Source organism: Brasilonema angustatum (genome assembly GCF_059505445.1).
This window is the reverse complement of record NZ_JCACKO010000007.1, coordinates 14,392-37,868: the sequence shown is the minus strand read 5'-3', so window position 1 is coordinate 37,868 and position 23,477 is coordinate 14,392. Positions and strand designations below refer to the sequence as shown.

Genomic DNA, 23,477 nt, shown 5'->3' with positions numbered 1-23,477 from the left:
ATAACAGGGAACTGGGAACTGGGAACTGGGTTGAAAATCTAGTGATGTCCGTATTTTCTCATTAGTTCATGTCCTAATCTACCTAGCAACGCCTATATTTATTCTTTTGTTTAAGTACTTATGACTAATCACTAATAACTAACGACTAACGACTAATGACTAACGACCCAACCATTCAAGAGCAAAGCCACCGCTACTTTCTCCAAGAAGCACCAGAACTGCTGCAAGTTATAGAACAAGAATTGTTCAGTCTAAGAGAAGACTTCAGTGTCAATAAAGTTTATACGCTGATGCGTGCTACTCATACCCTCAAAGGAGCAGCAGCCAGCATCTGTTTGGAAGCGATTACAACCGTGGCTCACACGTTGGAAGATATTTTTAGAGCAATTTGCAAACCTGACTTATCGATTGATCAAGAAGTTGAAGCTTTACTCTTCGAGAGTTATGAGTGTTTGCGCTTACTCCTAACCGCTGAACTGACAGGAGGATGGGTGAATGATGTTGATATTCTCGACCGAATCGCCAGTATTTTTGCCCAACTGCAAGAAAAGTTAGGAGACTGTTTTGGTGAGGAAGGTTATCTTCCCGATTCACAAGAATTGGGCTTTGATTTAACGCAGTCCATCTTTGAAGTTGGAGTCACTCAACGCTTAGATCTGCTAGCGACAGCTATAAGCAGTGGTCACTCCGAACAAGTTGCTACTACGCTGAGGGTACAAGCAGAAGTTTTCTTTGGTTTAGCGGAGTCGCTAAATTTACCAGGGTTTGGAGCTATAGCTCAAACGGCGCTGACTGCTTTGGACAACTATCCCGAGCAAGCAATGGTTGTTGGCTACATTGCTTTGGCAAACTTCCAAGAAGCACGAAAAGCCGTGCTAAACGGTGACAGAAGTCAAGGCGGTCAAGTATCCTTAGCGTTAGAAAAACTGGGGGAACGACTCCAGGATTTACCTCAAGCGTCCCGAAATGAACCAGTCCATGCTCAAGAAGAGGTGAGGCAGTCCAACAGAGAGGATCTCCCCCAGGAGCAACTGCCGTTCATGCAGCGTCTGTACAGGAGAGGCCCCGAAGGAGTAACTCAAACGACACCTGAGACGCAACCAGATAGTGAGGAATCAGCCAATGATTATCAAACCACTCATCAACCCGACTCTTTTCCTTCATGTCCTGTGGAGTTTGAAGCCAAGCCTCACCAGGAGGTGACGATAACGGAGGAACAAGCCTCCGCTTGGACTTCTCCCCACCTTTTGATCTCCTCACCTACCGAAGCTCCCATCTCCTCCTCAACTCGTACTGTGCGGGTTCATGTTGGGGAGTTAGAACAACTGAATTACCTCATCGGAGAATTGCTAACAAACCAAAATCGCCAATTTCTCCAAAAGGAACAACTGTCGGCTGCTGTTCGAGTACTTCTTTTAAAACTACAACAACATCAGCAGTTGCTTCATCAGTTACAAGATTTGTCGCAACGCCAGTTCAGTGTTCCAGAACAAAAGTGGTTATTTCGGAATGGGCAAGACAAAGGATATTTCGATTCTCTGGAACTGACGACTAGTTACAGCGAGTTTCATAATCTTGTTCAATCACTTCTAGAAGACATGGTGCAATTGGGAGAAACAACCGATGCTATTGAAATGTTTAATCGTCAGTCCCACGAGACTTTGGAAAAACAACGTCGGTTATTAACTCATACCCATGATTCTCTCATGGAAGCCCGGATGTTGCCCTTGGGACACTTGTTTGAACGCTTTCCCAGTATCTTGCGTCAGCTAGAAGTTATACACAAAAAGCAGGTAACACTGAGTTTATCTGGAAGTGACACCTTAGTTGACAAAGCAGTGGTTGACAAACTGTATGACCCTCTGTTGCATCTGGTTCGCAATGCTTTTGACCACGGAATTGAATTGAACTCAATCCGACAAAAACGGGGCAAGTCAGAGAAAGGTCAGATTGAAATCTCTGCTTACCATCAGGGTAAGTACTTAGTGATTGAAGTTAGGGATGATGGTCAAGGATTAGATTTTGAAAAGATTCGCGCCAAGGCGGTAGAACGTCAACTTGTCTCGCCAGAACAAGCTAGCAGTCTAAATGAAGCTCAGCTAACAGAGTTCATTTTTCAACCGGGCTTTTCTACAGCTTCTGGTATCAATGACCTCTCTGGACGAGGAATTGGTCTGGATGTTGTTCGTATTCATTTGCAAGCAATTAGAGGTTCAGTTGAAATTTATTCTCAACACACCCAAGGTACAATGTTCAGACTGCAAATTCCTCTGAGCTTAACGCTGGCCAACTTACTGCTTTGTCAAGCTGGCGACCAAATCTACGCTTTGTTTACTAATTCTATCGAGGAAGTTCTTATTCCTAGAGCAGACCAGATTCGCTCCTGGGAAGAAGGCAAAGTCCTGCGGTGGGGTCAGGGTGCTTCTATGAAACTAATTCCTTGTTACCAACTCACTAAAGTCCTGAATTATTTCTCATCTGTCAGTCAACCTGAAGTGTTTAATACCAAGCCAAATGGTGTTTCTCAGAAGCTTGAGTTGCCAATTATTCTGATTCGTTCTCAAGATAAACTTTTCGGTTTGCAAGTAGATCAGCTCATCGGTGATCAGGAATTGGTTATCCGTCCATTAGGAGCAATGATTGTCCCTCCCCGCTACATCTACGGGAGTAGTATTCTACCTGATGGTCGGCTAACGCTAGTACTTGATGGGTTAGCATTGATGGAATGTTTGTCGCAACGGCAAAAACAAGATAATAGTCATTGGGCTAGGAACAGCGCTTTTAGGGGCGAGGTTGTTGCCGCCGCCAAGGGCGATCGCGCCTTCGTGAGTTCAACGCCCCTGATGTTCACCTCCAGGATAGAACAGCCGCGATTACTATCCCAAGCTAGTACTGCCCTGCCAGAAGCACCAACTCTAAGTCACCACAAACCAAGACCAAAAAAAACTATTCTCGTAGTGGACGATTCCATTACCGTCCGCCAAACTGTAGCTTTGACCCTAGAAAAAGCAGACTATCAAGTACTTCAGGCAAAAGACGGTTACGAAGCAATTGAACGACTCCAAGTTCACACAGATATTCATCTAGTATTGTGTGATATCGAGATGCCACGAATGAATGGGTTTGAGTTTCTCAAAGACCGTCAGCAAGACCCAAATTTGGCAAATATTCCTGTTGTGATGCTAACTTCCAGAAGTAGTGAGAAGCACCGCCAACTTGCTTTCAAGTTGGGAGCTAATGCTTATATTATCAAACCTTATCTGGAGCATATACTGTTGAGCACACTGACAGATGTCCTTGAGAAAAATACTGGAGTTCTTGCTAGGAGAGATTAATGTACAACGAGTCACAGTTAGACAAGTTTCTTGTTTTTAACATTGCAGATTATCTCTTTGCGCTCCCGATGAGTGATGTGCTCAAGGTAGTGAATTTATCATCTGCAAATAGCAAAAGCATGCCAACAATGGGGCTAGTCCAGATCGGTAAGTACATGATTAAGATTTTGGATCTACATCAATACTTAGGCGAAGATAATTTCCTTTACTCATCTGAACACCCATCTTTTTTGGTGGTAGCACACAATTCACAACGGGAACTCTACGGAATTTTGGTAGATAAACCACCCGATATAGTGGAATTATCAAAAGAAACGATTCGCTTTTTACCTAGGTCTAGCAATTATCGTAAACCTATTATTGAAATGGTCAGTCATGTCGCTGTTTTATCCGAGGAAGAGGTTGTAAAAACAATCTTTCTGCTCGATTTGAAGCGTATCGCAGAACCTGTTTAACTAATACACAGGTACTAAAGTATGAAAAAAATCCCACTATTCTAGTCGAAAGACAAAGGTGGGATGACCCACCTTTTGTAAACACTAATTATTATCTATTAGCTAAAGCCTCCCAAGTTTGATAACCCACAACTCCTGGAGGATCATTAACAAAGTCACGAGAATTTTGAAAGTCTTTGACAGCATTTTCTGTATTTGAACCAAAAATGCCGTCAACACCAATAGAGTATCCATGAAAGTTGTCTAAAAGCAGTTGTAAAATCTTGACAGCTTCACCTTGACTATTTTTGCTTAATTTGGGCATGTTCACAGTACCTAGAGCTTGTCCTGACATAAGTTTTAACTCCGTGAAAAAAAAGGTCATTCCGTGCAAATGCTCTTTCTAGTTTTAATAGGTGTTAGTAAAATTTACTTATGCACTGTAATGAAAATTTAGATATTTCTACTAGGAACTGGATGACTTAAAATTCAACACGACTGAATGTCACAGTAATTTCAGGCGGAAGCCCACGAGTCTGTGGAAAACGGTTAGCCAGATAGTCAACAAGGACAAAAAGCAAACCCGAACTTCCGCCAAAATCCCACCCCTTCAAGGGGTGGGTATGGCTTAAGACATCCTTTTAAGCAAACTTAGTATCTGTCGAATTGTAACAGCATCTTGGGCTTGGGGAGCTTTTATCAGATAAGTTTCCAAGTCGTTAGCAGCTTGAGCAAATAGACGGAGTTCATAACACAAAAGACCGCGATCGCGCAATTCTAATGCTGCACCAGGAAAAAGTAGTAAAATCCGTTCAACGGCTGCTAAAGCTTTTTCCAACTCCTGCTGATTCAGGTAAATATATTTCAAATTCGCCAATATCCGTGCTAAAAACTGCTTCTTACTCACTGTTGCCAAAAATTCTGGTTGCAGCGGCACGGGTTGTTGATAAACTTGATTCAGGCGTTCTTGACAATCTTGTGGAAACATGACTTCCCCAAAATTGAACGCATCAATGAAAATCTCCGTATCTGGAATATCAGGACGAATCAGAAAATGTCCTGGCATTCCTACTCCTACTGTAGGAAAGTCTATTCTTCGGGAAACCTCCATATAAACAAGTGCTAAGGTAATAGGAATTCCCAACCGACGATCAATGACATTATTTAAAAAGCTGTTGCGAGGGTCATAGTAATCTTTTTGATTTCCAGCAAATCCCAGATCATCATAGAGATACTGATTGATACTTTGAATAACTCGCAGGGGATATCTCTGGGATGGTAGGCGTTCTTCTAGCTCCACAGCCATTGTATCAAAGGCGTTAAGATATTCCTCTGGATCGATGTTGGGATATTCTTCCTGTGCAATATATAAAGCTGCCTTTGCTAAGTCAATATGCTCATCAGGCTGCTGGATTTGTTGCTCAAAATATTGCCGCGCTGACGAGAAGTTCATAAGCAGATGTTCTTGAATATAGGTTCAAAAAAAACACGAAAACGCGTATAAAGCTTTTTTCTAGTTCTATATTAAACTTGCTATTGCGATTTAAAAAATGGAAATTCAAAATTCAGCCGACAGTCAAGTCAAAAGTGGAACTGACAGTAGCTCTAGCACATTACCGCTAGATTTTCCTCTATCTTTTTCATCACTTTTTACAGAAAAGTTAAATTCTTCAGATCTTAATCTGGTTTGAATACTATCTAAAAAGTATAAAGAAGTTGCTTGTTTGTGGTAGCTCATGTTAATGATATAGAAATCCGGTTTGATTTAGTGAATCACAAAGTAGAGACGCTTAACAGGGAACAGGCAACAGAGAAGAAGCAATAAAAGTGTACCTAGCTTCGTCAAAAATAAAATACGAGTCCTATACAGAGCTTAATGTACGTAACCAATTATGTTGGGTGATCTGCTATCGGTTATAAGTAAAAACAATCGTTCACAAAATTAAACTTTTAATACGGTTAATTTGATCAAAATAAAACATAGATGTACATAAATAAACTAATGTATCTATGTTCATCTGTGGTTATAAAATACCCAACAGCCTTCTTAAAGGAGCCAGAACATGGAGAACACGAACACAACTACGTCAAAACGCGTCTCAATACTCGACCAAATACCACAGTCAAATGCGCCCTCTCCCTCTTCTGTAGCTTATACTAATACCATCCCAGTAACATTACATATCAACGGTACAGAATACAATTTGCAGATTGACCCACGTGTCACTCTACTGGATGTCCTACGAGAATATATTGGGCTAACAGGTACGAAAAAGGGCTGTGACCACGGGCAGTGCGGTGCATGTACTGTACTTATTGACGGATATCGTATCAATTCATGTCTGACGCTTGCTGTCTCATATGACGGTGAGCAAATCACGACTATCGAGGGTTTAGCCGAGGGTGAAGATTTGCACCCAGTACAAGAAGCATTTCTCCACCACGATGCTTTTCAGTGCGGTTACTGCACTCCAGGGCAGATTATGTCTGCTGTGGGACTGCTCTTAGAAGGACACGCGAAAACTGACACTGACATTCGCGAACAAATGAGCGGCAATATTTGCCGATGTGGCGCTTATGCAAATATTTTTGCAGCCGTTCGTGAATTGTGCGATGGCGAGGACAATTCTAAGGCAAACGCCTCAGCAAATCAGTGAACAGTGAACAGTGAACAGTAAACAGTGAACAGTGAAAACTAGTAGCTGATAACTGATAACTGGTAACTGATAACTGTTTGAGGCAAAACAACGGAGGCAAAACGGATGAATCCATTTACTTATGTACGCGCCGCTAACTCGGACGACGCGATCGCAACACTTACTCGCGAGCCACAAGCAATGTTCATTGCAGGTGGTACTAACATACTTGATTTGATGAAGGAAGGTGTGCATACACCAAGTCAACTTGTAGATATTCGCAAATTACCATCTACAGAAATTCTCACTAAAGATAACGGTGGTATCAGAATTGGAGCGACATTGCGCAACAGCGATGTTGCATACAATTCGTTAGTTCAGGAGCGCTATCCTGTGCTGTCAGAAGCCATTCTTGCGGGAGCCAGCGCCCAACTACGGAACATGGCAACAGTTGGCGGGAATTTAATGCAGCGAACACGCTGCTCTTACTTTCATGACACAGCCTTTCGGTGCAACAAACGTCAGCCGGGTTCAGGCTGCGCCGCATTAGAAGGTTTCAACCGGATGCATGCAGTCTTAGGCACCAGCGAACAGTGTATCGCCGCACATCCCAGTGATATGTGTGTTGCGCTAGTTGCGCTGGATGCAGTTGTGCAAACACAAGGACCAAGAGGCGAGCGGAGTATTCCCATCACCGACTTTCACCTGTTACCTGATCAGACACCGCATTTAGAAACGGTACTCGAACACGGTGAGATAATTACAGCAGTTGATTTGCCAGAAATGCCATTTGCTTGGCGATCGCATTACCTAAAAATACGAGACAGAGCGTCTTACGCCTTTGCGCTCGTATCTGCAGCCGTAGTCCTCGAAATAGATGAGGAAGTGATTCGCAATGCGCGTATTGCTCTTGGTGGTGTCGGAACAAAGCCGTGGCGTTCATTAGAAGCAGAGCAAGTGTTAGTTGGTGCACCAGCTACACAAGAGACTTTCACAGCAGCTGCTGATGCAGCGATGCGTGAAGCTAGACCATATCGACACAATCAATTCAAAATTGAGTTAGCAAAACGAACTTTGGAAGAAGCACTCAAGACCGTAGCAGCAATCTCAGGAGGTCAAGCATGAGTACAGGTATCATTTCCCCCCCAAAACAAAGAGAGCCGATTGTCGGTAAACCAATTGACCGTGTTGATGGACGACTCAAAGTTATGGGTGCGGCTCGCTATGCAGCCGAGATTCCGCAAGATAACATCGCTCATGCTGTTCTCATCCAGAGTACTATTGCCAAAGGTCGGATAATAGACATTGATACTTCTGAGGCAGAGAAAGCACCAGGTGTGCTTGCGGTGATCACCCACCTCAACGCGCCAAAACTCTACTCAGGAAAAGATCCAAGTATCGGCGGCACCTCAGGTGAGAATTTAGTCCCACTGCAATCAAACGAAGTGTTTTATGATGGGCAACATATCGGTCTAGTTGTCGCCGAAACGTTAGAACAGGCTAAATACGCCGCATCGCTCGTCCGTATCACTTATGAGGAACAAAAGCCAAGCATTGAAATAGAATCAGAATCACCGAAGGCATATCAACCAAAACAGTTCTTTGGTTCAGAACTGCAAGTACAACGGGGCGATGTTGCCAAAGCCTTTGCCGCAGCCGAGGTAAAGATTGAACAGACTTATACAACGCCAATTGAACACCACAACCCAATGGAGTCATCGGCTTCCATTGCCGTGTGGAATGATGAGCAACTGACAGTCTACGATGCGACGCAGGGGGTGATTGGTACGCGCAATTTTGTCGCCTACGCGCTTGGCATACCAGCAGAAAATGTTCGTATCATCTCGCACTATGTGGGTGGTGGATTTGGTTGCAAAGGTTTTACATGGTGGCACACTATCTTGGCAGCAGTCGCCGCGCGTGTAGTAGGTCGTCCAGTCAAACTTATGGTCACGCGTCAGCAGATGTTTACTTCTTGCGGTCATCGTCCACCTACGATTCAACAGCTTACACTAGGGGCGACAAAAGACGCCAAGCTCACTGCCATTAGACACGTGACAACATTGCAAACTTCCGAAGTTGATGAATTTATTGAGCCGTGCGGGTTGACAACGCGGATGCTTTATGCATGTCAAAATTTAGAAGTAGCGCATCATTTAGTTCGAGTCAACACTGGCACCCCAACATTCATGCGGGCACCTGGAGAAGCATCAGGCATGTTCGCGTTAGAATCGGCGCTAGATGAGTTAGCCTATGAGTTAGAAATCGATCCTGTAGAACTCCGCATTATTAACCATGCCGATGTGCATCCGCACACAGGTAAGCCGTGGTCAAGCAAATATCTCAAGGAATGTTACCAACTGGGTGCAGAAAGATTTGGCTGGTCACACCGTAACCCCACACCACTTTCTATGCGCGACTCTGACTATCTTATTGGTTGGGGAATGGCGACTGCAACCTATCCGGGGCTGCGTTCTCCAGCGTCAGCAAAAGCGCAACTTTTCGCCGATGGACGCGTTATCGTATCGAGTGCAACACATGATCTTGGTACAGGTACTTACACTGTCATGACGCAAATCGCCGCTGATGTGCTTGGGCTACCTGTCGAACGAATTGAATTTAAGCTGGGTGAATCATCCATGCCCAAAGCACCTCTGGCTGGTGGTTCGCAATCAGCCGCAAGCGTTTCACCCGCTGTGCAAGGAGCAGCACAAGAATTACGTAGTCGGGTGATTCGCCTTGCGATTGATGACGAGTCGTCACCCCTGTATGGAGTCGCCCAAGAGGCAATTTCAACCGAGAACGGACGTGTTTTCCTCAACAACGAGCCATCAAGAGGTGAAACTTACGCAGAACTTTTGCAGCGTAATAATTTGCCCATAGTAGAAGTTGAAGCGATCGCAAACACTGCTGCCTCGGAGTCACAACAAGGAACAGACAACAAAGTCGTGAGAATCTGCGTTGGTAAAGATGAAAACTCCGACATGCAACAGTATGCATTTCAATCTTTTGGTGCACACTTCGCTGAGGTGCGCGTTCATCCACGTTTGGGACAGGTACGTGTAACGCGCTTCGTGAGCGCTATTGATGTTGGACGCATCCTCAACCACAAGACCGCACGCAGCCAAATTCTAGGCGGTATCACTTTTGGGTTAGGCATGGCATTAATGGAAGAGACAGTACTCGACCAACAAAGCGGTCGTTTCGTTGTGCGTAACTTGGCAGATTACCACGTTCCTGTGCAAGCAGATGTCTCTGACATTGACGTGCTATTCATTGATAAACCCGACCCACACATTAGTAAGATGGGCGTGCGCGGTGTTGGCGAAATCGGGATTACTGGTGTTGCAGCAGCAGTTGCTAATGCTATCTATCATGCAACAGGAAAGCGCATTCGCGAGTTGCCAATAACTCCTGACAAGCTGCTGTAAAGGCAATACGGTAGTCCCTGCCCCATATTGAGATTAGAAAAATCACCTAAACAAAATCTCTAGCTCTTACCAGAAAATTAACAGGAGCGTGAAAGCCCCTATCTTTCAAGAAGGGGATGAAACGCGACACGGCACTTTTTAAAGTGCCGGAATCTTTTCCGAAATTGATATTAAGAACATTGTAGAATAATGAGATACAAGGAGGTGATTCAATTGCCAAAAGATTATGGTTGTCAGCAAGTATTATTAAATCGTTCGTTGCTCGTTCATCCACTTCTTGAATATCTTTGTACTCAATCGGCGAAGTTAACTAATTGTGGAATATATTACGGTCGTCAAGTCTGGTTTAAGCAACGCAAGTATTTAGGCAAGTATGACTTAGAGAAGGAATACAAAACTAATCGTCATTACCAGTCTTTGCACTCACAATGCGCTCAGCAAGTTTTGCGAACCGTTGCCGAAAGCTTTAAATCTTTCTACGAGTTGGAGAAGAAAGCGCGTAAGGGAGAACTTGACCAACGTCCGAAGCTTCCCAGTTATCGAAAAAATGGGTTAGCATCCTGTACCTACCCAAAACAAGCTTTAAAGTTGGTAGGAAGCGAAATACGAATTCCTCTAGGACAGACCGTTAAAGCGTGGTTTGGCATAAATTATTTCACTATCCCTGCTCCGTCTAATCTTAATTTTGTGTCAATCAAAGAGTTGCGCATTATTCCACGTAACCGCGAATTCTATGCTGAGTTTGTGTATGAGCAACAACCAGATTCGCGACCACGATTGAATGAGAAATGGGCTTTGGGGATAGATCCAGGAGTGACGAACTGGCTAACGTGCGTTGATAGTTCATCTGATGGAAATAGTTTCATCGTTGACGGTCGTCACGTCAAGTCAATTAATCAGTGGTACAACAAACAAGTTGCTCGTTTGAAAGAAGGAAAACCACAAGGATTTTGGTCAAATAAACTTTCCGCAATCACCGAAAAACGTAATCGACAAATGCGCGATGCAATAAACAAGGCCACAAGAATAGTCATTGATTATTGTTTGCAGATGAAGTTAGGAAATGTTGTGTTTGGCTGGAATCAGGGTCAACGCCAAGAATCAAATATGGGGCGAAAAAACAATCAAACTTTTGTCCAAATTCCGACATACAGACTTAAGGAGCGAATTAGGCAGCTATGCGAAAGACATGGTATCAACTTTGTTGAGACAGAAGAATCATACACATCCAAAGCATCGTTCTTAAATTTTGACTTTCTACCGACCTTTGGTGAAAAACCCGAAACGTGGAAGCCGAGTGGACGACGTACAAAACGCGGATTGTACAAATCAATGTGGTACGGAACAATCAACGCAGATTGTAATGGAGCAGCTAACATACTACGAAAAGTAGCCGCAACACTGAGTTTAGAACTTGGTCGAGTGGGTAGGGGCGCTTTGACACGTCCCACTCGGATTAAAATCTGGGTGACAGCTAAACTAAAACGAAGTGGCATGGATTCATCCTGCCACGTAGTATCCATTTAGAATCCCTTCGCCTTCAGGCAAGGGAGATGTCAATGAAATTTGCTCTGTGTTTTCTCGATTTGGTTTAGCTGCTGTGTCTGCCATCATATAGACACGGCAGTTGTTTCTGATGAACTTTTTTTTGTTAAAGATTGTAGAACATAACCTAATTATCACGCCACAGCCGGAATTTTAAGGATAAATTTAAGCGCAATAGAGGGGATCGTTCAGTGCTAATCTTGAAGAGACAAGAGCAAATTCTTATGTCCTTGACGACCCGATCTGAAATATAGCTTCAATCATTAAGGCTCAGCATGGTCACCACAGCAGAAAAAACAAACATTGGTTACATTACCCAAGTTATTGGTCCGGTTGTTGATGTCAAGTTCCCGAACGGGAAAATGCCTCAAATCTACAACGCTTTGACCATCAAAGGCACTAACGAAGCCAAACAAGAAATCTCAGTTACTACCGAAGTGCAGCAGCTGCTAGGTGACAACCAAGTCCGAACTGTCGCCATGAGTTCTACCGATGGCTTAGTGCGTGGTCTGGAAGTTACTGATACTGGCGCTCCCATCAGTGTGCCTGTTGGTAAAGCCACGCTGGGTCGGATTTTCAACGTCCTTGGCGAACCTGTGGACAATAGGGGACCTGTCAATTCTGAGGAAAAATTGCCCATCCACCGCGATGCTCCGAAATTCACAGAATTGGAAACCAAACCCTCCGTGTTTGAAACCGGAATTAAAGTTGTTGACCTGCTAACTCCCTATCGGCGCGGTGGTAAAATTGGTCTATTTGGCGGTGCTGGCGTAGGCAAAACCGTTATTATGATGGAGCTGATTAACAACATCGCCACAAAGCACGGTGGAGTGTCAGTGTTCGCTGGAGTAGGTGAGCGCACCCGTGAGGGCAATGACCTTTATAATGAAATGATTGAATCTGGGGTAATCAACAAAGATAACCTCAACGAATCCAAGATTGCCTTAGTGTACGGTCAGATGAACGAACCACCCGGAGCAAGAATGCGGGTTGGTCTGTCGGGGTTGACAGTAGCAGAGTACTTCCGCGATGTGAACAAGCAGGACGTACTGTTGTTTGTTGACAACATCTTCCGGTTTGTGCAAGCAGGTTCAGAAGTATCAGCTCTGTTGGGACGGATGCCTTCTGCGGTAGGATATCAACCAACATTAGGAACCGACGTAGGTGCACTGCAAGAGCGCATCACCTCCACCAACGAAGGGTCAATTACCTCAATTCAAGCAGTATACGTACCAGCCGACGACTTAACCGACCCCGCACCCGCTACCACCTTCGCTCACTTGGACGGAACAACAGTGCTATCGCGGGGTTTGGCATCTAAGGGAATTTATCCAGCGGTGGATCCCCTAGATTCTACTTCCACCATGTTGCAGCCCAACATTGTTGGCGAGGAACACTACAACACTGCTCGTGCTGTACAATCAACACTACAGCGTTACAAGGAACTCCAAGACATCATCGCCATTCTCGGTTTGGATGAACTGTCTGAAGATGACCGTCTGACTGTGGCGCGTGCACGGAAAGTTGAGCGTTTCTTGTCTCAGCCGTTCTTTGTAGCAGAAGTGTTCACCGGTTCTCCTGGTAAGTACGTGGAGCTGAAAGAAACCATCAAAGGCTTCCAGAGAATTCTTGCTGGAGAATTGGATGATCTGCCAGAGCAGGCTTTCTACTTGGTTGGCAATATTGACGAGGCGATCGCCAAAGCCCAAAAACTCAAAGGCTAATATTCAGTGAACAGTCATCAGTAAACAGTTATCAAAATAAGTACGATAACTGTTTATTGATACTTGATGACCAGTAACCCTATGGCTAACGCCACGCCTTACGGTGAGTCCAGCGCTGGCTCACTGATAACTGATAACTGATAACTGATAACTGAAATATGACATTGACTGTTCGTGTAATTTCCCCAGATAAAACTGTGTGGGATGCCCCAGCTGAAGAAGTCATTTTGCCCAGCACTACTGGTCAACTTGGTATCCTCAGCGGACACGCACCGCTGTTAACAGCCTTAGATACAGGCGTTATGCGAGTACGTGCCAATAAAAATCAGCCTTGGACGGCGATCGCCCTGTTAGGTGGCTTTGCCGAAGTTGAAAAAGATGAAGTCACAATTCTGGTAAACAGTGCTGAGCGGGGTGACGCAATTAACATTGAGGAAGCCCGTGCTGCTTTCAATGAAGCAGAAACCCGTTTGAATCAAGTACAAGCAGGAGAGCGCCAAAGCCAAATCCAAGCAAACCAAGCATACAAACGTGCCCGTGCTCGTTTTCAAGCTGCAGGTGGTACAGTCTAGCTGCTTGTAGGTAGGGTTGACCTATCTACAAATTGTTCTCTGACAGAAGTTTGCATTAAGTCTGAAGAAACATGAGGTTATAAGAGGCTTAGCTTGCTTTTACCATACTTTAGGCGTGGCTGCAGACTCCTGTCTGAGGGCAAATACTACCAAGGAAGTGCATTATTTGCTTTTGCCAGTTCTGTAGCGCGTTCAAGGGACGCCTTATCAGCGACTCCTAAAGGAAAGCTCCGCTAAAGTCAAAGCAGTAAGCAATCCGGGAAGTCTCAATAGCTTATGTACCTGAAAACTCTTCATCTGGGACAATTTCGCAACTATAAACAGCAGCAAGTTGAGTTTAGTGCTCCCAAAACAATTTTGGTAGGCAACAATGCTCAGGGTAAGTCCAATTTGCTGGAAGCGGTGGAATTGCTGGCGACATTGCGATCGCACAGAATGGCACGCGATCGCGATTTAATTCAAGATGGAGAAACCATAGCCATGCTTGTTGCCACTTTAGAGCGACAAACTGGCATCAGTGACCTTGCTCTCACCTTCCGTCGAAATGGTCGTCGTAGCGTTGCTTTAAATGGTGAGACGCTGCGGCGTCAAATGGATTTTCTTGGTGTTCTGAATGCGGTACAGTTCTCTAGTTTGGATTTAGATCTTATTCGCGGCGGTCCTGAAGGTCGCCGCAATTGGTTGGATACTCTGTTAATCCAACTCGAACCTGTCTATGCTCATATTCTACAGCAATATAACCAGGTTTTGCGACAGCGTAATGCCTTCTTGAAAAGCACTTTGCAACACCAGTCGCCATCGTTACGGGAAGGGGCTGGGCGTCCACAAGAAAAATCACTGCATCAGGTAAGCTCAAAAGCCCAAACTCCAGAGCATTCTGAGTTAGATATTTGGAATGCACAGTTGGCTACTACAGGAACACGGGTGATTCGACGACGCGATCGCGCCATACAGCGACTAGCCCCTATTGCTAGCGCTTGGCACGCTAGTATCAGTGGTGGTACAGAAATTCTAGAACTTAAGTACTCACCCAATGTCTCATTAGACCAGAACAATCCAGAACAAATACAGCAAGCTTTTTTAGAAAAAATAGAGCAGCGTGCTGTTGCAGAACTGCATCAAGGCACAACCGTTGTTGGTCCTCATCGTGACGAAATAGAATTGACAATTAATCAAACACCATGCCGTCAATACGGTTCTCAAGGTCAACAACGAACTTTGGTACTAGCCTTAAAACTAGCAGAATTACAACTTATAGAACAAGTGGTTGGGGAACCACCTCTGCTACTACTTGATGATGTCTTAGCAGAACTTGATCCATCTCGACAGAATCAGCTACTCGATGCTATTCAAGATCGTTTTCAAACCCTGATCACCACAACTCATTTGGGTTCTTTTGATTCGCAGTGGCTAAAGTCCTCGCAAATTCTTTCTGTGGATTCTGGTAAGATATCGCAAGCAAATAGGTAAGTCTGCCCGTCATTAGTCAACCGTCTCCCAATTCGCCTGTTGCCCTTCGGGGAGAACCTATGCCCTGCGGGCACGCTGCGAAGAGCGGTTCCGCTAGCCCCTAAAAGGGGCGCTGCGCAAACGCTTTAGACCTCTGGGCGTGCGCTTTGCGCTAACGCCAGTCCCCCAATCTCCTGCAAAGACGCTACGCGCTCCGTGACGGAGACCGCCCTATGCCCTGCGGGCACGCTTCGCTAACGGGTTCGCCACTTTGCCAATCTCCTGCACCAGACGCTAGCCCCTAAGGGGGCCGGAGCTAACGCGCTCCGTGACGGGAACCGCCAAGACGGCAAGTGGACTCACCAAGACGGGGGCTGGTCTCACCTATTCCCTGTTCCTTTTTTTTATCATCTCAGCGTTCAAATCGCTTAAAAACATTTAAAACTAATAAAGACAACAAAGCCGCAATTAATCCCAACTGCCACAAACCACATCCAGCAGCAATTCCCAAAGCAGCGCAAACCCAAATAGCTGCTGCTGAGGTGAGTCCCTTAATTTCAGTTCGCCCTGATTCTTGGGAAGATGGACGTACAATTTCTCCTGCACCAAGGAATCCTACACCAGCAGCAATACCCTGAATGACTCGCGAAACAGCATCCCCATTTGGTTTATCTGCACTTATTACCAAAGATACGAGAGTGAACAGGGCTGCACCAAAACTCACCAGCATATGAGTTCGCAAACCACCTGGTTTGTGTCTAATTTGCCGTTCTATACCAATTATCCCCCCAACGAGTAAAGCAAGGCACAACCTAAAGGTGATGTGTAACCAATCATTAGCCGGAAGATAGTAGATACTAGGCAATGGAAAATCCTTGTCAATTCTTGATGGAGATGAATATACAATTACTCGTGTACTTAATGGTAATATTTTAATAGGCACATATCGTAAAACGTAAAATACAAAAAAAGTTCAAAAATTTTTTTCGCTTGCGTTTTCTAGCTTGTTACGAGAGATATTGGTTTTCTCAGGTAAACTGACTTATTTAAACTTTAAGCGCCATAACTACAAGCTAAGTCAGCGTCATAAACATAGATGATGGACAAATGGTGTAACTTAGTTTTGGTAGTTTTTCAGTTGATGAGATCTGACTATAAGACTCCTCCAAAAGTTTTTGCTCAGCTAAGTACAACTCAAAGAGCCTTCTTGAAAGTTAAGCGTTAAGCGTTTTCTTCCTACGCAAGTCATTTCACCCTATGGCTAACGCCACGCCTTACGGTGAGTCCAGCGCTCCGGGAGGGGAGCCAGTGCGGTCTTGGGGTCTCCCCAAGTAGAGCACCTGGCGTTCTCCCTCGTGCCGGCTCTGGCGTATGCGCAAAGCGCACGCCAGATGCCTAGGTCGGGAAACCCTCCTGTAGCACTGGTCTCACCAAATAAAACCGGATTTCTATATTTACCATTCGTGAAGCCGTCGCTACTTATATGATTACAGTAATTCCGTTACCGTAGCAATTGACAACAGATAACAAAGTAATTGAGTGGACAAACTCTACTGGCTTGATCAAATTAAACTACAAGACCGCGCCAAAGTTGGTGACAAAGCATTTTATTTAAGCAGAATAATGCAGCGCGGTTATCCTGTAGTGCCTGGTTTTGTCGTTTCAGCAGATGTTTTACGAGAATTTCTAGAAACTCTCAATAGTTCGGAGGCGTTAGTCGCTGACTTACCTTATTCTTCACTACACTTAGATGTCAAAAACTGGCGTCAACTTCAGCAGGTTGCTAGACGCTTGCGCCAAGAGATGAGTGTTGCTCATTTGCCACGACACCTACTGAGTGAAATTGTTAATGCAGCTAAAGAATTAAAATCTGCATATCTGATTTTGCGACCAACTTTTGTACTGCCTACTCTAAAGCATGGGGTGACTAACACATCTGGATTGCTAGAATCTCAGGTGTGTGAATGTGATGAACAAGCAATTGCTCTGGCATTGAAGCGCACCTGGAGCCAGATGTTTCGTGCTAAAAGTTTATTGTACTGGCAATGGGCAGGAATAGACCTGCAACAAATTAATTTGGGAGTTTTGGTACAACCTTTTAGGAATGCGATCGCCAGCGGCTCACTCAATGCCAACTCCTCTGAATGGGAAATTTTAGCGACATCGGGATTAGGAGTGGCAATGACTCAAGGTGAAGTCTTGCCAGATGTTTACTACATCCATCCGGAAACTAGTACTGTCAAAGAACGGCAACTAGGCAATAAGATGGTAGCTTACCGTCTTAATGATAAAACGCCTGTAGCTGCTTTGCAAACCGTGCCTGCTCCAGATGCGCTTACCTCAAATAACTCAAGTCTTGTTCCTTACCTGTTGGAAGAAGACCAACAAAAACAGTATGCTTTGCCAGAAGAATATCTGCAACAACTCATTCAATTAGCAAGTCAAATTGTCAAAGAAACTGGCGTCAATTTTACCTTTGAGTGGACTATCTCTTGTGAGGCAACGAGTACGCTTTACCTAACGCAAATGAGTACACCCCTGCCAATTTACAATTTCCACTCCATCAAAGGATTAGGAGCATCAGCGGGACGTGTGACAGCAACTGCTCATATTGTTGTGAATGTACAACAAAAACCGGAACAATTACCCAAGGGAGTCATTTTAGTTACACCAACAATAGCACCTGATTGGTTACCGCTACTGCAACAAACTGTAGGTATTGTTACTGAGCAAGGAGGTATGACGAGTCACGCTGCTATTCTTGCTAGAGAATTGGGAATACCAGCAGTTGTGAGCGTAGCAGATGCCACAGCAATTATTCAAACAGGCGAGAAATTACTGATTGATGGCGACAAGGGAGAAGTTTATCGTCTTACAAGAGAAGCTAGAGAAATAGGACAAGGGGAAAAGGACACGGGGACAAGGGGAACTCAGGGTTCTCACAAAGGAGCCAGCCGCGTGGTGAGGCAGTCTGAGAGAGGGGGTTTCCAACGCCAGAACAAGCGTGTTAGCGTAGCGTCTCCGTCAGGAGAGGAAAACCCTCCTATGCCCTACGAGCAGGCTAGTAGCTCCGATAGCGGAAGCGTGCCGTTAGGCATAGGGAAGGCTACGCAAACGCAAACGTCAGAGGAACCTACCTTAGGATTTCCCGACTTGAGCAGATTGGCGTTGGGAATTAAGGGCGAAGGGGAACTTGAGGTTTCTACGGAATCAGAATTAGGGGCGAAGGAGACCAGGGAAGGACACTTCGAGCCCAGAGTTTCTCCCGTTGAGGAAAGTGTCCATCGACAAGGGGAAGATGATACGGGGACAAGGGAACTAGGAGAGGACACCAAAGGATTCGGCTGGCTTCCGTTGAGGAGAGTGTCCGTAGACAAGGGGACATATTTATTCTCCGCGTCTTCCATCTGGCCATCACATCTGAGTCTGCCGATGATAACTACAAAACTGTTGGTTAACTTGAGCCAGCCTAGTTTGATAGAACAAGCGCAAAGTTTACCTGTGGATGGTGTGGGATTATTGCGCTCAGAACTGATGGCTCTGAATATACTCGAAGGGAAACACCCGAGTGCTTGGCTGTTGGAGGGACACCGAACCAAATTGTTAGAACGTTGGTACGAGCAGATGATCCACTTCGCCCAAGCTTTTGCACCAAGACCAGTTTTTTATCGGTCTTTGGATTGGCGTTCCCATGAACTACCATCTTTGAATGATAATGTAGAATCTTCCACGCAATCGATGCTAGGGGAACGTGGCACCTTCAGCTATTTGAAAAATCCCGCAGTTTTTGAGTTAGAACTGGCTGCTTTAGCAGGTGTACAAAACGCAGGCTACAGCAATATCCATTTACTGTTACCTTTTGTTCGTACAGTGGAAGAGTTTTCCTTTTGCCGTCAAAAAGTCGAGCAAGCAAGGTTAACTCAAGTACCACAGTTTCAATTGTGGATTATGGCAGAAGTGCCAAGCGTGCTGTTTTTACTGCCAGAATACGTCAAAGCAGGTGTACAAGGAATTTCAATTGGTACCAATGATCTGACTCAACTGCTCTTGGGAGTGGATAGAGAGCAAGGACAACTCGCAAAAGTCTTTGATGAACGTCATCCAGTTGTAATGAGTGCTGTTGCTCAACTTATTCAAATGGCAAACAGTGCAGGAATTCCTTGTTCTATTTGCGGTCAAGCACCAGCGCTGTATCCTGAAATTATTGATCAACTGGTACAATGGGGCATCACTTCTATTTCTGTTGAACCGGAAGCTGTTGAGCGGACATATTTGGCGATCGCCCGTGCTGAACAAACAATCATTTTAGAAGCAGCGCGGCGTCAACTAAATCAGTAGTAGTCTAGATTAGATCTGTCTTGAGTGTGTAGCATTCAAGTATTGCTGATGTTACAATAAACAAAAAAAAACCCCTTGCGCTACTTTATAAGGTATTGCAAGGGATGAAAAATCAACTGGGAAAAACTGAATATTGAATACTATATGTTGCTTTTTCAGCTACAAGCTGAAAATCGTTACTTAATACTTAAGTTGCGTTTTGTTGTAGTAGTTTAGGCACATTGCTTTGCTCCACCCTCATACCGTTTCACTTTAAGGTTGATACAATTAGACCGCTCTTGAACACCCGGAGCACCCGGAGCAGGGGAGAAAAGATTTGTATCAGCAATTTCGTGAAATGGTATTAGGGTATGCCTGCGGCGAATCGGGCGCAAACGCGTTGGTGCAAGCCTCTGCAGGACTGGCGTTCGTCGCGGAAAACTCTCCTGGAGCTTACGCAAGGGTTCGTTTCGTATGCCCAGAGAGCACGCTGCTTTGAACCCAAGTGACTTGTGCTACCTGGGTATTGCAACTTGGTATGAACCGCTGCTGTTTCAAACACTCGTTAAGTGTCACGGGCAGCGATTGCAACCCGTTACGAAAGAAAGAAACACTCTTTCCCCTTCGGGTTCGCCAGTCCCCCAATCTCCTGCACCAGACGCTTCGCTAACGTGACGGAGACCGCCCTTCGGGGAGAACCTCCGGTTCCGCTAGCCCCTAAGGGGGCGCTGCGCAAACGCTAACGCCACTTTGCCAATCTCCTGCACCAGACGCTTCGCTAACGTGACGGGAACCGCCAAGACGGCAAGTGGACTCACCAAGACGGGGGCTGGTCTCACCTGCTAAGCGTTAAGCGTTAAGCGTGTTTCTTAAGAGTACACAAAAGATATGCAAACGTATCGCGCTTGCTTTTGGGCAAGTTCCGTCAAACAACGCAATTTGCTTGCGTCTTTGGGATTGCCTCCCTTTAGTGGCTGCGGAGAAACAACGCAATTTGCTTGCGTCTTTGGGATTGCCTCCCTTTAGTGGCTGCGGAGAAACAACGCAATTTGCTTGCGTCTTTGGGATTGCCTCCCTTTAGTGGCTGCGGACGGTTATTTAATCTGACATGATATTAACAGTAGCAGCAACCATTATGCACGGTAACGCATATATGCTGAGTCCTAGTACCGCGCGGCGTAAATACGCCTACCTTTTTTAAAGACTGCAAATTCGCATGTTTTCCCTACTTGTAATGGTAGGCTCACTTGCGCCAACCTGTACTAGTACAACAAGGCAGGTATGCTCTAGGGCAAAGCCCTTGGATGCAGGGTAGATTATAATGCTTATAAAATTAGCGGCGTTGCAGATTTCTAACTGCCTAGTTATTTCCGCGAATTGTTTCCATCATCAATGTCAAGGACTAGAAAGCTGTAAGTTAAATAATATCAAAAATAGAAAGATGCCAGCAGATAACATACTCAGTCCAGAGACTGTAACGTTGAGAATATCCAGCTGTTGAGGGAACTCTCTAAAAATTGAATCAACACATGAATCTAGCACTATCAAAATCCTCAGTTAGTGTTTAACAAACAACTATTTGGATGGGGGGAAAACTGTAAATTAGGAAGTTATCTCCCGCAATGTCATTAATAGGATGCCCGGATGATCTAGGGAAACTTTTCTCAAGTGTATGCTTTTAGCTTACATTTAAGACACTTCTTTCAGCATACATACTTTTCGCGAAAAAATCTACAGTCAACAAAAATAATGCTCTTATTCTTTGACTGAATGGTGATAATTTTTTGTTATTTTGTCCCTACCTTTCATAGCAATAGCTCTTTTGACTGAATTCAAGATGCTGTTTGTTTCGCTTTTGACTGATGTGGTTAAAAATGTTCTTGACTTGCTCAATACGAAGGTGTTGCTGTTGGCTAATTTGCTCAATATTGCAACGATTGAGTTGGGAATAAATCTTTTCCTCATACCTTTGTGTGTACCTCCTTCGCCAATCGATAAACTGCAATCGCTCAGTGATGTATCGCTGACACACTCTACAATAAAATTGACGACGTGGTAACTTGAGGTAAACTTCTTTACTGTCTACTGGCACATCTCTAACTAGAATTGGTCTAGTTTGATGTAATTCTTCTGTGTAGTTACGACAATGTGGGCAGTATGTACCTTTGGTTAAAACCCTTAATTGAAAAGATACTGAATCTTGAGAATAATGACAAGATTCTACTGCTACACCAGGTAAATTTAGTAAATCTGTGAGACGTATGTTCATCGGAAAAAAGTCAGTTAATGTTACATTTTGCACCATGAATTATATGATTCATTGGTTGTGTCATGACCTCGTCATTGCACAGCAAGAATCAAGTCAGGATTTTTTTGGTAATGCATAAGTAGCAATGATTGTAAGTCGGCTTTTGTCTTTGTAAAAGATGCACAAAGCCATTCATACCCCTACTTTTGTGGTTCCCTGGCAAATTTTGGGTATGAATTTTTTTTGTTATTCAGATGTTTGTCGCCATACTAAAACAAGTTTTACCACATAGTACGGCAAAAATTCTCTTCTATAAAAAATAATGATCAATGATCATTGAAGTGTCAAACAGCTTCGCGACTTTAGGATGTGATTTTTTTATCACTCTCGCTGATAACGTCGAACATACCCACACAACTGTTTTCTACGATGATCGCATCGAAAAATAATGATCAATGATCATTGAAGTGTCAAACAGCTTCGCGACTTTAAGATGTGATTTTTTTATCACTGTTGCTGATAACGTCAAACATACCCATACAACCGTTTCCTGCGATCGCATCCTGATGTGGATGAAACATATACATACCTGGATAGCGAAAGGCAAATTCCAAGATGTGGCGTTCGGCTGTCCCCATTGTGATCACATCACTTTCATGAGACGGTTTTAAAGTCATTCCCGTAGGAAAGACCTTAAAAAAGTTGGCGTGTAGGTGAAACGTTACTGCTGGATCGAATTCAATGATGTTAAGCACGTACAGTCGAATCAACTGATTTTGGTAAATCCGAATAGGATTATCCTTATAGTAGTTAGGCAGACCATTAAAGGCGTAATATTCATTACGGTTATCATCGTTCACATCATACCCAGCCATAATCAGGACTATCTCATCTGCTGGGGGACGTGGAGTCGGCGGATCGACGATAAACATTCCATATAACCCCTTGGCAACATGACGAGTAACTGGTTCGATGTGACAGTGGTACAAATGAACGCCATAAGGTTCTGCATCAAATTCATAGATAACTGCTGTACCGTGGCGAACTGGACGAACGCCATCCATCTCTGAGGGGTGAACGCCATGAAAATGTAGAGAGTGGGAATGTCCTGCCTGGTTGAAGAACAACACCCGTACGCGATCGCCCTGTTTTGCCCTAAGCGTTGGTCCTGGTATGCGACCATTTAAATCCCAAATGTTGAAAGAAACAGCACTATTGAGCTGAATTGGGGAAGTACCAGCAGTTAATCGAAATTCTCGAACGACACGTCCATTTTCTCGCTTCAGCGTACCATAATCAAATTCTCGTACCATCTTCGAGGGGGTAGCTAAATCAGAGGTTGTCTGTGTCTCCATAGGCGGCACTTTTACCCGTGATAGAGCTCGGGAATTCAGTATTTGCCATAAAGCCGCACCAGCCACACCAGTACCTGCTAAGCCCAGCATCAACAGATTACGGCGACTCCATAGTTTTTCTTGCTCTAAAACAGAATAGTTAGGCATGTTTTTATAAATGGCTAGCGGCAGAATGGAGGAAAATTGCTAATTTTTTTTAATTATTTTCTCATAAATATGGTAAAACAATCAACAATTATTATCAATCTTTCTCAAGTATGAAAAACAATTATTCTCAATAGAAATGAGGTGATTTCTCAAACAAACTGGATTTTTTATCTAAATGTTGCAAATCCCAACGCGAAGCCCTGAAAAGTCTTGTGAAAGAATTAAAATTTTTTCTTGATTGCATACGGTAGTCACAGGGATTTACTTGTATCTAAAAATAGTAA

The 23,477-nt window shown here is 44.4% G+C and carries 16 protein-coding genes; 11 read left to right on the top strand and 5 right to left on the bottom strand.

The window, feature by feature from the left end; genetic code table 11:
• Positions 1 to 155: 155 nt before the first annotated feature.
• Positions 156 to 3,335, top strand: coding sequence for a hybrid sensor histidine kinase/response regulator (locus AC5JM2_RS01725; protein WP_495833185.1), 3,180 nt, complete (start codon positions 156 to 158; stop codon positions 3,333 to 3,335).
• On the top strand, positions 3,335 to 3,790 hold the full coding sequence (locus AC5JM2_RS01720; protein ID WP_495833184.1) for a chemotaxis protein CheW: 456 nt from the start codon (positions 3,335 to 3,337) through the stop codon (positions 3,788 to 3,790). Before AC5JM2_RS01725 ends, AC5JM2_RS01720 begins: the two co-directional genes overlap by 1 nt.
• A gap of 91 nt (positions 3,791 to 3,881) precedes the next feature.
• On the opposite strand, the gene AC5JM2_RS01715 is transcribed toward AC5JM2_RS01720, so the two are convergent.
• Positions 3,882 to 4,124, bottom strand: a complete 243-nt coding sequence (locus AC5JM2_RS01715; RefSeq protein WP_495833183.1) for a peptidoglycan-binding domain-containing protein — start codon at positions 4,122 to 4,124, stop codon at positions 3,882 to 3,884.
• Positions 4,125 to 4,397: 273 nt separating this feature from the next.
• Positions 4,398 to 5,222: a SirB1 family protein gene (locus AC5JM2_RS01710; RefSeq protein ID WP_495833182.1), complete on the bottom strand. Its 825-nt coding sequence runs from the start codon at positions 5,220 to 5,222 to the stop codon at positions 4,398 to 4,400.
• Positions 5,223 to 5,832: 610 nt separating this feature from the next.
• Here AC5JM2_RS01710 and AC5JM2_RS01705 point away from each other — a divergent pair.
• The 7 genes from AC5JM2_RS01705 (at position 5,833) to recF (ending at position 15,147) form a co-directional block, all read left to right on the top strand.
• Positions 5,833 to 6,426 (top strand): (2Fe-2S)-binding protein, encoded by a 594-nt coding sequence (locus AC5JM2_RS01705; RefSeq protein WP_495833181.1) that lies wholly within the window; start codon positions 5,833 to 5,835, stop codon positions 6,424 to 6,426.
• A gap of 105 nt (positions 6,427 to 6,531) precedes the next feature.
• Positions 6,532 to 7,530 (top strand): FAD binding domain-containing protein, encoded by a 999-nt coding sequence (locus tag AC5JM2_RS01700; RefSeq protein WP_495833180.1) that lies wholly within the window; start codon positions 6,532 to 6,534, stop codon positions 7,528 to 7,530.
• A complete protein-coding gene (locus tag AC5JM2_RS01695) occupies positions 7,527 to 9,836 on the top strand; it encodes a xanthine dehydrogenase family protein molybdopterin-binding subunit (RefSeq protein ID WP_495833179.1) in 2,310 nt (769 codons plus the stop codon). The genes AC5JM2_RS01700 and AC5JM2_RS01695 overlap by 4 nt, the downstream gene beginning before the upstream one ends.
• Before the next feature lie 189 nt (positions 9,837 to 10,025).
• Positions 10,026 to 11,363 carry an RNA-guided endonuclease InsQ/TnpB family protein gene (locus tag AC5JM2_RS01690; RefSeq protein ID WP_495833178.1) on the top strand — a complete coding sequence of 446 codons (1,338 nt, stop codon included), beginning with the start codon at positions 10,026 to 10,028 and terminating at the stop codon, positions 11,361 to 11,363.
• Between the two features lie 293 nt (positions 11,364 to 11,656).
• Positions 11,657 to 13,105 (top strand): F0F1 ATP synthase subunit beta, encoded by a 1,449-nt coding sequence (atpD, locus tag AC5JM2_RS01685; RefSeq protein WP_495833177.1) that lies wholly within the window; start codon positions 11,657 to 11,659, stop codon positions 13,103 to 13,105.
• Positions 13,106 to 13,263: 158 nt separating this feature from the next.
• Positions 13,264 to 13,677, top strand: coding sequence for an ATP synthase F1 subunit epsilon (gene atpC / locus AC5JM2_RS01680; RefSeq protein WP_495833176.1), 414 nt, complete (start codon positions 13,264 to 13,266; stop codon positions 13,675 to 13,677).
• A 276-nt stretch (positions 13,678 to 13,953) separates the two neighbouring features.
• The gene (recF, locus tag AC5JM2_RS01675) at positions 13,954 to 15,147 is read left to right on the top strand and encodes a DNA replication/repair protein RecF (protein ID WP_495833175.1); all 1,194 of its coding nucleotides are present in this window, start codon (positions 13,954 to 13,956) and stop codon (positions 15,145 to 15,147) included.
• Between the two features lie 391 nt (positions 15,148 to 15,538).
• Here recF and AC5JM2_RS01670 read toward each other — a convergent pair whose 3' ends face one another.
• Positions 15,539 to 15,991: an MgtC/SapB family protein gene (locus AC5JM2_RS01670; protein ID WP_495833174.1), complete on the bottom strand. Its 453-nt coding sequence runs from the start codon at positions 15,989 to 15,991 to the stop codon at positions 15,539 to 15,541.
• A gap of 674 nt (positions 15,992 to 16,665) precedes the next feature.
• Between AC5JM2_RS01670 and AC5JM2_RS01665 the strand changes: the two genes are divergently transcribed.
• Positions 16,666 to 19,464: a putative PEP-binding protein gene (locus tag AC5JM2_RS01665; protein ID WP_495833173.1), complete on the top strand. Its 2,799-nt coding sequence runs from the start codon at positions 16,666 to 16,668 to the stop codon at positions 19,462 to 19,464.
• A 453-nt stretch (positions 19,465 to 19,917) separates the two neighbouring features.
• Complete coding sequence (locus AC5JM2_RS01660; protein WP_495833172.1) at positions 19,918 to 20,118, top strand: hypothetical protein; 201 nt, start codon at positions 19,918 to 19,920, stop codon at positions 20,116 to 20,118.
• A 1,123-nt stretch (positions 20,119 to 21,241) separates the two neighbouring features.
• On the opposite strand, the gene AC5JM2_RS01655 is transcribed toward AC5JM2_RS01660, so the two are convergent.
• Together AC5JM2_RS01655 and AC5JM2_RS01650 are read right to left on the bottom strand one after the other, a co-directional pair.
• Complete coding sequence (locus AC5JM2_RS01655; protein WP_495833171.1) at positions 21,242 to 21,748, bottom strand: transposase family protein; 507 nt, start codon at positions 21,746 to 21,748, stop codon at positions 21,242 to 21,244.
• A gap of 431 nt (positions 21,749 to 22,179) precedes the next feature.
• Positions 22,180 to 23,193, bottom strand: coding sequence for a multicopper oxidase domain-containing protein (locus AC5JM2_RS01650; protein ID WP_495833170.1), 1,014 nt, complete (start codon positions 23,191 to 23,193; stop codon positions 22,180 to 22,182).
• Positions 23,194 to 23,477: the final 284 nt, after the last annotated feature.

What these genes read in the sequence shown, in the direction of transcription:
- AC5JM2_RS01705 (WP_495833181.1), top strand. Translation starts at nt 5,833, where the DNA reads ATGGAGAACACGAACACAACTACGTCAAAACGCGTCTCAATACTCGAC.
- AC5JM2_RS01695 (WP_495833179.1), top strand. Translation starts at nt 7,527, where the DNA reads ATGAGTACAGGTATCATTTCCCCCCCAAAACAAAGAGAGCCGATTGTC.
- recF (WP_495833175.1), top strand. Translation starts at nt 13,954, where the DNA reads ATGTACCTGAAAACTCTTCATCTGGGACAATTTCGCAACTATAAACAG.
- AC5JM2_RS01700 (WP_495833180.1), top strand. Translation starts at nt 6,532, where the DNA reads ATGAATCCATTTACTTATGTACGCGCCGCTAACTCGGACGACGCGATC.
- atpC (WP_495833176.1), top strand. Translation starts at nt 13,264, where the DNA reads ATGACATTGACTGTTCGTGTAATTTCCCCAGATAAAACTGTGTGGGAT.
- AC5JM2_RS01660 (WP_495833172.1), top strand. Translation starts at nt 19,918, where the DNA reads ATGCCCAGAGAGCACGCTGCTTTGAACCCAAGTGACTTGTGCTACCTG.
- AC5JM2_RS01725 (WP_495833185.1), top strand. Translation starts at nt 156, where the DNA reads ATGACTAACGACCCAACCATTCAAGAGCAAAGCCACCGCTACTTTCTC.
- atpD (WP_495833177.1), top strand. Translation starts at nt 11,657, where the DNA reads ATGGTCACCACAGCAGAAAAAACAAACATTGGTTACATTACCCAAGTT.
- AC5JM2_RS01655 (WP_495833171.1), bottom strand. Translation starts at nt 21,748, where the DNA reads ATGGTGCAAAATGTAACATTAACTGACTTTTTTCCGATGAACATACGT.
- AC5JM2_RS01715 (WP_495833183.1), bottom strand. Translation starts at nt 4,124, where the DNA reads ATGTCAGGACAAGCTCTAGGTACTGTGAACATGCCCAAATTAAGCAAA.
- AC5JM2_RS01710 (WP_495833182.1), bottom strand. Translation starts at nt 5,222, where the DNA reads ATGAACTTCTCGTCAGCGCGGCAATATTTTGAGCAACAAATCCAGCAG.
- AC5JM2_RS01720 (WP_495833184.1), top strand. Translation starts at nt 3,335, where the DNA reads ATGTACAACGAGTCACAGTTAGACAAGTTTCTTGTTTTTAACATTGCA.
- AC5JM2_RS01690 (WP_495833178.1), top strand. Translation starts at nt 10,026, where the DNA reads ATGAGATACAAGGAGGTGATTCAATTGCCAAAAGATTATGGTTGTCAG.
- AC5JM2_RS01650 (WP_495833170.1), bottom strand. Translation starts at nt 23,193, where the DNA reads ATGCCTAACTATTCTGTTTTAGAGCAAGAAAAACTATGGAGTCGCCGT.